The 12,433-nt window shown below is 35.7% G+C and carries 14 protein-coding genes; 1 reads left to right on the top strand and 13 read right to left on the bottom strand.

The window, feature by feature from the left end; genetic code table 11:
* Positions 1 to 8: 8 nt before the first annotated feature.
* From ruvA to MKX29_RS16130, 8 genes are all read right to left on the bottom strand, one after another.
* Positions 9 to 608: a Holliday junction branch migration protein RuvA gene (ruvA, locus tag MKX29_RS16165; RefSeq protein WP_341106555.1), complete on the bottom strand. Its 600-nt coding sequence runs from the start codon at positions 606 to 608 to the stop codon at positions 9 to 11.
* A gap of 200 nt (positions 609 to 808) precedes the next feature.
* On the bottom strand, positions 809 to 1,183 hold the full coding sequence (gene mnhG / locus MKX29_RS16160) for a monovalent cation/H(+) antiporter subunit G (RefSeq protein WP_095372431.1): 375 nt from the start codon (positions 1,181 to 1,183) through the stop codon (positions 809 to 811).
* Positions 1,161 to 1,445, bottom strand: a complete 285-nt coding sequence (locus tag MKX29_RS16155) for a Na(+)/H(+) antiporter subunit F1 (protein WP_095372430.1) — start codon at positions 1,443 to 1,445, stop codon at positions 1,161 to 1,163. Before MKX29_RS16155 ends, mnhG begins: the two co-directional genes overlap by 23 nt.
* A complete protein-coding gene (locus MKX29_RS16150; protein ID WP_224935872.1) occupies positions 1,442 to 1,921 on the bottom strand; it encodes a Na+/H+ antiporter subunit E in 480 nt (159 codons plus the stop codon). The genes MKX29_RS16155 and MKX29_RS16150 overlap by 4 nt, the downstream gene beginning before the upstream one ends.
* 33 nt (positions 1,922 to 1,954) lie before the next feature.
* Positions 1,955 to 3,442 carry a Na+/H+ antiporter subunit D gene (locus tag MKX29_RS16145; RefSeq protein WP_251162633.1) on the bottom strand — a complete coding sequence of 496 codons (1,488 nt, stop codon included), beginning with the start codon at positions 3,440 to 3,442 and terminating at the stop codon, positions 1,955 to 1,957.
* Positions 3,435 to 3,773 carry a Na(+)/H(+) antiporter subunit C gene (locus MKX29_RS16140; RefSeq protein ID WP_095372427.1) on the bottom strand — a complete coding sequence of 113 codons (339 nt, stop codon included), beginning with the start codon at positions 3,771 to 3,773 and terminating at the stop codon, positions 3,435 to 3,437. Before MKX29_RS16140 ends, MKX29_RS16145 begins: the two co-directional genes overlap by 8 nt.
* A 1-nt stretch (position 3,774) precedes the next feature.
* Positions 3,775 to 4,200, bottom strand: coding sequence for a Na(+)/H(+) antiporter subunit B (locus MKX29_RS16135; RefSeq protein WP_224935870.1), 426 nt, complete (start codon positions 4,198 to 4,200; stop codon positions 3,775 to 3,777).
* Complete coding sequence (locus MKX29_RS16130) at positions 4,200 to 6,614, bottom strand: Na+/H+ antiporter subunit A (RefSeq protein WP_251162632.1); 2,415 nt, start codon at positions 6,612 to 6,614, stop codon at positions 4,200 to 4,202. Before MKX29_RS16130 ends, MKX29_RS16135 begins: the two co-directional genes overlap by 1 nt.
* A gap of 295 nt (positions 6,615 to 6,909) precedes the next feature.
* Here MKX29_RS16130 and MKX29_RS16125 point away from each other — a divergent pair, with 295 nt between their 5' ends.
* Positions 6,910 to 7,599: a universal stress protein gene (locus tag MKX29_RS16125; protein WP_095372425.1), complete on the top strand. Its 690-nt coding sequence runs from the start codon at positions 6,910 to 6,912 to the stop codon at positions 7,597 to 7,599.
* A 45-nt stretch (positions 7,600 to 7,644) separates the two neighbouring features.
* Here MKX29_RS16125 and MKX29_RS16120 read toward each other — a convergent pair whose 3' ends face one another.
* The 5 genes from MKX29_RS16120 to safA form a co-directional block, all read right to left on the bottom strand.
* A complete protein-coding gene (locus MKX29_RS16120; RefSeq protein ID WP_095372424.1) occupies positions 7,645 to 8,208 on the bottom strand; it encodes a tyrosine-type recombinase/integrase in 564 nt (187 codons plus the stop codon).
* Positions 8,209 to 8,407: 199 nt separating this feature from the next.
* Positions 8,408 to 8,926, bottom strand: coding sequence for an intercompartmental signaling factor BofC (locus tag MKX29_RS16115; RefSeq protein WP_224935868.1), 519 nt, complete (start codon positions 8,924 to 8,926; stop codon positions 8,408 to 8,410).
* A gap of 211 nt (positions 8,927 to 9,137) precedes the next feature.
* On the bottom strand, positions 9,138 to 9,773 hold the full coding sequence (locus MKX29_RS16110) for a YhcN/YlaJ family sporulation lipoprotein (protein ID WP_289434186.1): 636 nt from the start codon (positions 9,771 to 9,773) through the stop codon (positions 9,138 to 9,140).
* Between the two features lie 86 nt (positions 9,774 to 9,859).
* Positions 9,860 to 10,846 carry a phosphotransferase gene (locus tag MKX29_RS16105; protein ID WP_251162629.1) on the bottom strand — a complete coding sequence of 329 codons (987 nt, stop codon included), beginning with the start codon at positions 10,844 to 10,846 and terminating at the stop codon, positions 9,860 to 9,862.
* Entirely contained in the window at positions 10,821 to 12,383 is a 1,563-nt protein-coding gene (safA, locus tag MKX29_RS16100) for a SafA/ExsA family spore coat assembly protein (protein WP_341106548.1), read from the bottom strand. Before safA ends, MKX29_RS16105 begins: the two co-directional genes overlap by 26 nt.
* Between the last annotated feature and the right edge of the window lie 50 nt (positions 12,384 to 12,433).

Here is a 12,433-nt window from a genome sequence, read left to right as displayed (position 1 = left end):
CTTCTTTCTTACTTAAGCAGCTTTTGCAAAGCCAATTTAATATACTGATCGGTAGTTAATATTTCAGCACTTAAATCTTTCGTTATTTTCTTTAATTCTTTATCAGAATAGCCGAGTGCCTTTAATGCCAGAAGAGCTTCATCTAATTCATGGTTTCGATCACTTTTTATTTGTTTCTCTTCTGTAAATAAGTTCGGTAACAAGTCTGGTACAATATCAACTAGTTTCCCTTTTAAATCAAGAATCATCTGCCTAGCCGTTTTTTTACCTACACCTGGGAACTTCACAAGAAAGGCCTCATCTTCATGCTCGATTGCATGAACAACCGCTTCTGGCTGACCTGTAGCAAGAACGGCCAGTGCACCTTTTGGACCAATACCAGTTACATTGAGCAATTTCATGAATAAAGCTTTTTCTTGTCGTGATGTAAAACCATATAGTGATTCAATATCTTCTCTGACATGATGATATGTATAAATTTTCACTTCTTGATCGGTCGTATATCTAAATGGGTTTGGTGTAATCACTTGGTACCCAATCCCATTATTTTCAACTACAATGTATTCTGGCCCGATGAAGTCAACACGACCAATAATATATTCAAACAAAATTTATTCTCTCCCTCTTTTGCATACCTCCCACCATTATACTACAAAATCGTCTTGAAGAAAAAAGGATATCTATTTACGCTACGACTATCATTACTTTTACCTGTTGACCACTGAGAATAGTGGAATAACCATTGCAAATTAACTGCACAGGCTTGCAAGAAAATCGCCGCTTAGGGTATAAAAGAAAAAACCAGCCATTAAGACTGGTCTCCTTCCCGATCTTTCCCTACCAATACTTTCTTTAACTCATCTTGAACAGTGACATCAGCCATTGGAACTTTTGAGCGATAAGCGGAGCGTGAGATGAGATGCGCTGATACAGGTGCTGTTAAAAAAACAAAGAAAATGACTAATATTAATCGAATACTAAAGACACCTTCATGAACAAGAAAAAAGATTAAAGTACCTACAAGCGTAAATAACACACCAATCGTCGAACTCTTTGAAGCTGCATGAGACCTTGTATATACATCTGGTAAACGCAAAATACCGATTGCACTAAGGAAACTAAACAATGTCCCTATAATAATGAGAATTCCTGCTCCTAACTCACTTGTTACGGTCAGATTCAATGACTTTCCCCCTCTCTAGGAAACGCGCAAAGGCTATCGTACCAATAAACGATAAAATCCCCAGTAATAACATGACTGAAAAGAACGCACTCGTCCGCATGAATATAGAAATAATCGCTATCGCCGCAATAATATTTACTCCTATATTATCAAGCGCCTGCACGCGATCCGGAATAGACGGACCCTTAATAAGACGATATACTGCTGCTAAAATAGATAGGACAAGAAAACATAATGCAACTACTAATAAACTCTCAATCATCTTCCTGTCACCCTCTTAATAGACTTTTCGAATCGAACCTTGGACTTTAATAGCGATTCACTCGAAGTTGGGATATCAAGTCCATGAACATAAAACGTTTTGTTATCATTTCCTACCTCAACCACTACCGAACCTGGTGTTATACAAAGCAGAAAAGAAAGCAATGCTAATTCGATATCACCTTCTAATTCTGTCTCCAATGTAAAAATGCCTGGTCTAATATCTAGTTTTGGTTTAATTACTTGTTTCACAACCTCCATACTAGATGTAAATAGCTCATGAATAAACACTAACAAAAGACTAAGGATGTTCATAAAAGTAACGATATAAAAATTATCATCAAAAAATCTTCTTATTAAAAATAGAATAAATATCCCTACAATATAACCACTAAAAAAAGATAAAAAACTCCATTCATCCTGCAGAAACATCCACAACGCAGCAATGAATAAATTGACTAGTACTTGCATAGCCATGCTCGCTCACCGCCCTTTTCTATTAGAATGACATTAATCGCTATACCCTAGTAAAACGGCTTCAATATAAGAAGAAGGATTCATTAAAGATTCAACAGCTATATTCACGTAATCATATAATCCCTCTGCGCCTAATCCAAGTCCAATTGTTAACAAAACGAGTGTTACTATAGGAAACATGACACCTTTCGTACTGCTCTTTTCCATATCTTCTGATAGAATCGTTTCTCCCCAAAAGCTGTTCATAAATATCTTCATGACAGAAAAGAGCACCATCAAACTCGTTATTAATCCAATTGCCCCTAGCCAGTAATAGCCAACCGCAAAGGTTCCTTCTGTTATATATACTTTGCCGATAAAACCGCTTAATGGAGGAATACCCGCTATTGAAAGAGCAACAATAAAGAACATCCATCCTAGATAAGGGTGTGTCTTAATTAGACCACTAATATCATTCAGTTTACTTGTACCTACAAGGGCAATAATCACACCGCCGATAAGGAAAATAACTGCTTTAATCACCATATCGTGAATTAAATAATAGATTGAACCAGTTAATCCTTCATGTGTATACGTAGCTAAGCCTGCTAAAATAAATCCAACACCAACTATGACATTATATGTTAAAATCTTTTTAATATCATTAAAGGCAATGGCACCAATTGCACCGAGCAGCATAGTAATAGCAGCCATAATACCAATAATTAAATGTGTAACCTCTGGTTGATGATAAAAAACCAAAGTAAAGAATCTAAAGATCGCGTATATTCCTACTTTCGTAAGTAGCGCTGCAAAGATTGCCGCTACAGCTGTCGGAGGTGCACTATAAGATCCCGGTAACCAAAAGAATAAGAATAAACCCGCCTTTAAACTAAAGACAAATAAAAACATCATTGCCACTGCAGTAATAATCCCACTCTGCCCTACTTCTCCTACACGTTCTGCTAAATGAGCCATATTAATCGTCCCTGTTACTGAATATAAATAAGCAACAGCTGCTAAAAATAGGAAAGATGCTAGAAGGTTGATTAACACATATTTGATAGACTCTCTTAATTGCTTCTTCTCTCCACCTAACGTGATTAATGCATAGGAGGAGATTAACATTACTTCAAAACACACGAATAAGTTAAAAACATCACCTGTAAGAAAAGATCCATTTACTCCTGTAATTAAGAATAGGAACAGCGGATAAAAGTAATGCCTTTCTCGATCCTCACCAATGGAACCAAAAGCAAAGACGAGACAAAGTAGACCAACAATACTTGTAGTCAATAATAGTAGTCCCGAGAACATATCCGCTACCATACTGACACCAAAAGGCGCTTCCCAACCACCTAATTGTAATGTTTGAATACCATTATATTTCACCTGGTAAATCAAAAATCCTGAAATAACTCCCGTAGCTATTAGCGTAAACACACTTAAAATCTTATGGAAAAGTATTTTCTGTCTAAATATGACCATCACTAAACCAATAATAAGAGGTACAATGATCGGCATAATGACTAAGTTATTCATTCTCGTCACCTCTCATTTCTGCAGTGTTATCCGTTCCCAGCTCTTGATAAGCTCGGTAACTTAACACGAGAAACAAGGCTGTCGTCGCGAAATTGATAACTATAGCAGTTAAAATAAGAGCTTGAGGAAGCGCATCCGTAAATGTAGTTGTATCTATCCCCAATAAAGGCGGACCACCACTTTTTAAGCCCCCCATGGTAAGAATAAGCAAATGAACACCATGACTGATAATTGAAGTTCCTAAAATAATTCTTATCAAGCTCTTCGTTAATATTAAATACGTACCAATTGTAAATAAGACACCAATTAAGATCGACATTAATGTTTCCATATTATCGATCCTCACTAATTGTCATAATAATAACCATTGCTGTTCCAATAACAGCTAATGCGACACCAACATCAAATAGTACTGCTGTAGCCAATTCAGTCTTCCCAAAAATCGGCAAATTGAAATAGTCGAAAGCTTGGAATAAAAATGGTTTATCGAATAAAATTCCACCCAAACCAGTAAAAACAGCGATAAGGACACCAACAGCCGTCAATACTTTAAAATCAAATGGAAAGTTAGCTCGGATTGAATCGATATCATATGTCAGAAACAAAAGCGTAAGGGCTGCAGCAAAGGCAAGTCCTCCAATAAATCCGCCACCTGGATTGTGGTGACCAGCTAAAAACAAATAAATCGCAAAGGTAAGAATAATGACCACCGCAACATTCGTTACTGCCCTTAAAATAATATCATTAGGCTTTTTCATTATTTCTCCCTCCTTGAAAACCGTAATTTAATCAGTGTATATACACTTAACGCTGTAATACATAACACAAAGATTTCTAACATCGTATCAATACCCCTGAAATCAACTAATATTGCATTTACGATATTCTTCGCTCCTGCTAATTCATATGAATCCTCATAATAACTTGCTATCGGTTCAAATATTTGTGTACCATTTGCCGAAAACGCGAATACTGTTACCACTGCACCAACCGCAATCGAGATAATTAAATTCAATGGCTTAAATGGCACACCCTTTTTATGCTTTTGCGTTTGCTCTTTGAATTTTGGTAAATGAAAAAAGCAAAGCAAGAATAAGGCTGTAGTGACCGTTTCTACTACTAGTTGAGTTAAAGCTAAATCTGGTGCTCTAAAAATGACGAAAAACAAGGATACTAAATAACCTAAAACACCTAGCGCAATAATAGCAGTCAACCTTGATTTCGCTAATAAAATTGTAAATGCAGCTACTAGCATGGAGAACATAATGGCTAACTCAAAAATGTTCACAGGGGCATCATTGGTCAAATCAATCGTAATAGAATTAGTAATGATTAAAGTACCACCAATTAATAAAACGAAGAATGTAAATATATAAGCAAGATAATCACGCGTGTATCCTGTCATATATTTATTTGTCATACTTGCTGCAATTCTTTGCGATGTTTCCAAGCTATTATTGTATAGGGCATTAATGGTTAAATTTTGTGGATAAAGACGATAAACTTTGGTCCACTTTTTCAACAATAGATACATGATTGTTCCTACGACAACGACGCCGATTGTCATATATAACTCGGCTGAAAATCCATGCCAAGCTGAAATATGAATATTCAGTACACCTTCTTCTATTAAAGAAGGAAGAATCGCTGATACGGCAGGAACTAATAATAAATCAGCAATTACATTAGGAAAGAAGAAAATAACAATAACCAATGAAGCAAGAATAATAGGTGAAATAAGCATGCCTATGGGAGCTTCATGCGCCTTCTTCTCTAAACGATCTGGTTTATATTTCCCTCTAAATGTCTTAAAGACAAGAATCATACTGTATATAAAGGTAAAAACACTCGCAACCCAAGCGATAATTGGAAACAATACACCTAATGTTTCCATATTAAATACATCCATTTCCGTTACTTTAACAACAGATGCAAAAAACATTTCCTTACTTAAAAACCCATTAAACGGTGGTAGACCTGCCATTGCAAATGAACCAATTAAGGCAACTGTAAATGTGATAGGCATAACAGTCATTAAACCACCTAGACGTCTAATATCACGCGTACCAGTTTCATGGTCAACGATACCCACTACCATAAATAAGGCACCTTTAAATGTAGAGTGATTAATCATATGAAATATAGCTGCTGTAATTGCCGCTGCATAAACAGCAGCTTCATTTCCGTAACCGAAATAAAGGGCAGCTGATCCAATCCCAAGCAAGCTCATAATCATTCCCAATTGACTGATGGTGGAATATGCCAGTAATCCTTTTAAATCAATTTGTTTCACAGCGTTGAATGAACCATACAATAGCGTAATTAATCCAACAATTGATATAATCCAAAACCATTCTGCTGTACCACCAAATATGGGAGTTAATCTTGCAACTAAATAAATTCCTGCTTTTACCATTGTTGCTGAATGCAAATAAGCACTAATTGGTGTAGGCGCCTCCATTGCATCAGGTAACCAAATACTAAAAGGAAACTGCGCTGATTTTGTAAAAGCACCTAGTAAAATTAATATCATAGCTGGCAAGAATAAATCATGAGCAATGATTGTCTCACTCATAGCAAACATTTCTCTAATGCTATACGTGTCCGTTATCATCGATAGCATAATAAAACCAGATAACATCGCTAAGCCACCAAAAATCGTAATTAACATTGATTTTTGAGCACCATATCTGGATTTTTCTCTCTCATACCAATAGGCAATTAATAAAAAGGAGGAGATACTCGTTAATTCCCAGAAAACATATAGAACAAGTATATTATCTGAGAATACAAGTCCTAGCATCGCTCCCATAAAAAGAAGGAGATACACATAAAAATTGTGAAGTGCTTCTTTTTCTTTTGATAAATAATAGATCGAATATAAGATAACGAGAGCACCAATACCCGTGATCAGTAATCCAAAAATCAAACTTAATCCATCTACATACATATCTAAATTAATACCAAACGAGGGGATCCATGGTATCGTTTCGTATATTGTTGCTCCTGAGGATATTTTAGGAATTAATTGAAGCAAATAAACGAATATAATAATAGGAATGAGAATAACAAACCAACCTGAATGCAATCTTTTATTGAAGTATTTATATAACAGCGGGACAAAAATCGCAAAAACAAATGGAATTAAAATCATGATGTGCAACATCGTCAACCGTAGTCCCTCCTCCTGAAATGACTGTGAATAGGTGAATATTAATGAAAAAAGCTTTTTAAAAATGGGGGTGACATACTTATTCTGTCTTATGTTAATTTATCCATTACATTAATGTTTTAATTAGGGGAAAATAATGTTTCTAACTATCTTGCCACATTTCAAAAATGGCAGAATTCATTAAATTTCATTTTTTAATTGACTGTTTCATTCGCATAGGATATAGTCATACATAGTTTATTGATATTAAATGTAAATTTTTATGAATTTCACATCTATTTCGAGGTGACAAAACATGAAAAAAATTAAAGGACGTATGGACGAAAGCATTTTAGTATGCGTCTACTATGGACCAAATGGTGAAAGACTTATTCAGCGTGGATGCAAGATTGCAAACATGATGGATTGCCCTTTATATATTTTAACGATTGACCCTAAGCCTTTTGATGATATGGATGCAGAGAAGTCTCATTATATTACGAAATGGCAGCAATTAGCTGAAATGCACAGTGCTGATGCTTTCATTTTAAAAGATAATGAAAGAAGACCTGTTTCCAAGGTTATTGCTGATGTCGCTCGCGAAAAAAATATAACACAAATCATTCTTGGGCAAACGGCTCAAAGCCGCTGGGAGCAAATTGCAAAAGGGTCTATTATTAACTCTCTACTAAGAGAAGTACCTTTTGTCGACCTGCATATTATCTCAGTATCACGATCATTAAAAGATGAAGAAGGTCATTTTGAAAAAGGTGTTCGCGCTTATCTCATTAAGGACGGGGACCATTATCGACTTACTTTCAAATATTCTAATGATGTAGAATATGAAGGTATATTCTTCAAAGATCTCGGTACCGATTTTAATAATGGTGTGTTTAAGTTCATGAAAGATAAAAAAACACTGCAGGTTGAATGTACAGATGATGTCATAAAAGATTTCAAAAACGTTGATATGGCTCCTGAATTTGACGAGGAAGATGAAAAATAAAACTTTCTTTCCTCTTAACGCCTCCCATTATATGGAGGTGTTTTTTTATAAATTGACATCTACTTTTATTAGCTTTTTATCGAATTTATCAATCCCAATATACCTTAACGTTTCAGCTGGCGTATTGTGATTGTATATATTCATTAGAATGGAAATGGCAATCCCTTTCCGATAGGCATGATAACCAAAAGTTTTTCTTAAAGTATGCGTACCGATTTTCCCTTGTACACCAACCTTTTTTGCCGCTTGGTTAATGATACGATAAGCTTGTTGCCTCGTAATAGGTTGTTTGTTCTTTTTAGATTTAAATAAATAATCGTTGTCATTTAATTTAAATAACTTCATATAAGAAGCAAGTTCTTTCAAAATGCTGTTATTTAAATAAAATGCACGAGAGTCACCATTCTTTTCATCCTTAATATATAAAAATTCTTTTAAGCCCTCTTCCTCCCATAAATCTTTAACCTTTAAAAATAATAAATCACTCACTCTTATCCCTGTATTAATCCCTAAGACAAACAGGAGTACATCCCTTTGTGAATGCAATCTTAATTCTGATTTAATTTTGTTAATGTCTTCTATATCCTTAATCGGATCCACAAACTCCACAGGATTTCCTCCTAGAAATTTTAATGTAACTTAATTGTATGTTATCAAAAATTAAGTTACATTACAACTTGTAAGTATACCGTTTAGCCCATTTATTTATATTTTTAAAATTGCTACCATTCTTGATTTTCCTCACTCCAAGAAAAAATAAACTTTTACTCATTCAAAATAGCGACCTTTAAAGGTCGCTACAGTTCATTTATAAAGAATAGCCGCTAAAAGATTTTAAAACTTCCATGTAATCATTCTTTGACTTAATTGGAATCCCTTGTTTCAACTGCTCGCATTTTTTACTTTCAAGCTTTCCTAAATCAATAGAAAAAAATGATTGAATAATTTGTGCCTTTCTAGGTTTCCCATTAAAAATGGTGAGTACACCATCTTCAGTAATGCCAAAATATCCATTTGCTTTTAATAATGGCGAAATATCATTTACTTGTTGACGAAAAACCATTTCTCCTTTTTTCATATCCATTAATTGCCACTCATCATATTTTGCCCATAAATCTTCAAATGACCATATCGTTTCGCGCACTCGTTCCTGACTAATTTCTCCATCAATATATTCTCTTTCTAAAATAATATCTATTTGTTCTGGTTTAATTTCTTTATTTGTTTGGTTTTCATTCCCACGACTTACAGCTTGGACGCTATTATGAATACTAAAGGGAAAAGTGATGAGTAAGATAATTAAGGTTATCGCACTTAATTTCTTCATTATTGCCCCTCCTTCACCAAGTATATCCACCTCTTCATATTATTTATTTTCTCCACTTTTTTCTTCCTTATACGCATACTCCCCATTGAGCTTATTCACAGGTCTAAAATCAAATAACAAACATAACAAACATTATGTATATCATCTAACTCCATAAAAAATGCACGAACAAATTTATACTCCAAAATTGTTCGTGCTTCATTTATATTGACTACTTTGAATAAAAGATTTCATCAATATTCTCATTTATTTTTTCCATTGGGAGACCTGCTTTTACATCATTATTAATTGTATTTAGGCGAAAGAATTGACTTTCGTTCGTAATAATTCTCACTTTTCTCTCTCCAACAAAGGATTTTACCTTTGAAAAAACCTCTTGTTCAACTTGCTTTTCATCGGCATCTTTATTTAATCTTAAAGCAATTACTAACTTCCCGTCATGCTCTGCCGCTCTCGCTTCTTTTACTTGCTCTACTTCTTCTGCACCATTGATAACTTTTTCAATTAATTCTCCTTCATAAGATTGATAATAGTTAGACCTCGGTACATGATTATACTCAATATGGCCATTATAATTGACATCTGTTTTGCTGAATTTCCCATCTCTTGTTGTATCCGTTTCATCTCCTAGAGAATGATCCATCCACTCTGTTACTGCACCATCATCATCATTTAATAGCTTAAATTTTGATTTTTGATTATGCTGTTCATTCGTATAATAACCCATAGGTACCGTCCCGTTCCGGTTCTCATCTGTCGTCTCACTCGCATCGTTATTCGTACCACAGGCAGCTAAACTCATCGACATCACAACAGCAAAAGGGACAAATAGAATCTTTTTTTGCATTTAACATACCCCCCACCGGTAATATTAGAGATTTTTCATCTCTTTACTATTTTGCAAAAAACAAGGGGCAGTCATACAAATTAGATTTATCCATCTATTCTTTTTTTCAGCTCTTCCACAAATAATTTCCTTTTCTGAAATTGATCAATGGTTAAGGATAATAATGGTCGCATTTTCTTTGGATAAATATAGGTTCGCTCCCGAATACACCTGTTCCATTCCCGAAAGACATCAGTTGGATAAGAAAGAGCGTACAAAGATTGGTTACTAGTAGTGAGTTCCTTTAATTGAGGGAACTTCTCCATTTCATTTATCTCCCAATCAAGCGTTGGCAAAATTCTGTTTGCATACTGTAAGTAATCATATTCCTTTTGGCCAATGGATATTAAGTCAAAATCAATTAAAAATAATTGGTTACTATCATCGCGAATAAAATTATGATGAGCCACATCACCGTGAAGTATCACTTCATTCGCCTCTTTTGTATGTTCTGTTTCCCCCATCCCAGATAAAGACCAATCTGCCCATGCTAAATATTCAGCCATAATCTCTTTTGGTATAAAATACTTTAAAATACTTTCATTTTTTTTGAATTGCACAGTCCGAATTCTCCATTTATCTTGCTGGTGGTGGGGAGGCAATAATGTAACATAACGATCCTTTAATTTTTTTGAGACATGATGAAATTTGTCAATGAGATCTAACCCTTCTTTACGGTTGGTTTCGTTTTGGTAAGTAAAAGACTGTTCAGAAGGGAGGATATAAAATAAACATCCAAAATAAATTCCATCAAAAAATAACGGTGGATCCTTTGCTAAAGGAAGAAAGGAATAAGTATGAACAAATCCCTCCTTTATTAATGAAGAGGTAAATGTTTCTTGAAGCTTAAACTTATGATACGAATGAAACCCTTTTAATATAAATGGTGTGTGGTTTGTTTCTACTTTAAATACATTTTGCCTGATTTGATTGATTTCCAATATGGTCCATGGTATTTGCTTTTGTAAATAGGAGAGGAGACGACTATGATGATCGTCTCCTTTAACATTATCCTTCGAAGTCACTGCTTTCATCATAACCTCTTGGCATTCCAAACGGTTGTGCGCCACCCATTGGTGCATACCCATATGGGGAACCATGGTGTGGCATCGGACTATAAGGATAGCCAAAACCTTGATTCATCGGTGCTTGATATTGAGGACCACCACACCCACAATCTTGTGTTCCTGCTACAGTTGGAGGCATTGGCATTTGACTTTGGCTAGGACTTAACGGCATCTGGCTTTGACTTGGACTTAACGGTAATTGTTCTCCTGACTCACCCATACCTTGCACCTGTGGATAGAACGGCATTACACCATGATGATGCATCATATGATGTGGCGGGCATGGCGGTGGACATGGTGGCGGGCATGGATAGCAAGGTTGCTGCATCGCCGGCATCATATAAGTCGGTTGTAGCGGTAATTGCTGATCATACGCTCCTCCTAGTTGTGGTGGAAGCTGTGCTTGTTGATCATAGGCACCACTCACTTGCGGCGGGAGCTGTGCTTGTTGATCATAGGCACCGCCCACTTGCGGTGGGAGCTGTGCTTGTTGATCATAGGCACCACTCACTTGCGGCGGGAGCTGTGCTTGCTGATCGTACATACCTCCTACTTGCGGTGGGAGTTGTGCTTGCTGATCGTACATCCCTCCTACTTGTGGCGACAGTTGTGCCTGTTGTTGATTTTGATATGGTGACATATATGAAGAACTTTCTTCATGATAATTCGGACTCTCTACACCCGCTACCATACCTTGTTGCTGATAAGGGTTATAAGCACCTTGATTTTGTGGATAATAAGGCTGTTGCATACCAGGTTGGAACATATTAGGGTTATAAGGATACATAAGTTGATCATAACCTCCTTGAATTTGCTCCTTCCCTTTAATAGAAGGAGATTGTGATGACTCAGTCGACTTAGGTAAGATATTGGTTGGTTTTGGTGGTAGTTGCGGCATAGGTTTCAACGGTTTCTGTTCTTGAACAGGTTTTAATGGCTTTTGTTCTTGAACAGGCTTTAACGGCTTTTGCTCTTGAACAGGCTTTAATGGCTTTTGCTCTTGAACAGGCTTTAATGGCTTTTGCTCTTGAACAGGTTTTAATGGCTTTTGTTCTTGAACAGGTTTTAATAGCTTTTGTTCTTGAACAGGTTTTAATGGCTTTTGTTCTTGAACAGGTTTTAAAGGTTTTTGTTTTTCGAAATTCATCATATAGTAGTTGTTTATATCGATATCCGGCAGGATTTGTTTAGGCATTTTAGGTTTATACGGTTTTTTCACTTCTTTTTTTACTGCTTCTTTCTTTACTTCTTCCTTCTTTACCTGTTCTTTTGGCATCTCTTTTGGCATTTCTTTTTTAGAGCCTACGTTAATCTTTGTTCCTGATAGGGGTGCTTCCTTCTTAATCATCCCACTTGCGCCTGGTACTTTAATTTTCATACCCGGCATAATCATATCAGGGTTACTTAACTGAGTATTCATCTTTTTAAGCTCTTCGAAATTCACGCCGTACTTCTTCGCAATCTTCCATAGGGTATCACCCTTTTGAACGATATGGATTTTCACGCTGGTTCCCTCCTATACAAAACAAACTTTCATTGATGAGAGCTTTATAC

It is taken from the genome of Cytobacillus sp. FSL R7-0696 (assembly GCF_038006865.1).
GTDB classification, from domain to species: Bacteria; Bacillota; Bacilli; order Bacillales; family Cytobacillaceae; genus Cytobacillus; species Cytobacillus kochii.
The sequence above is the reverse complement of the archived record's forward strand: the minus strand, read 5'-3'. Positions and strand labels throughout refer to the sequence as shown.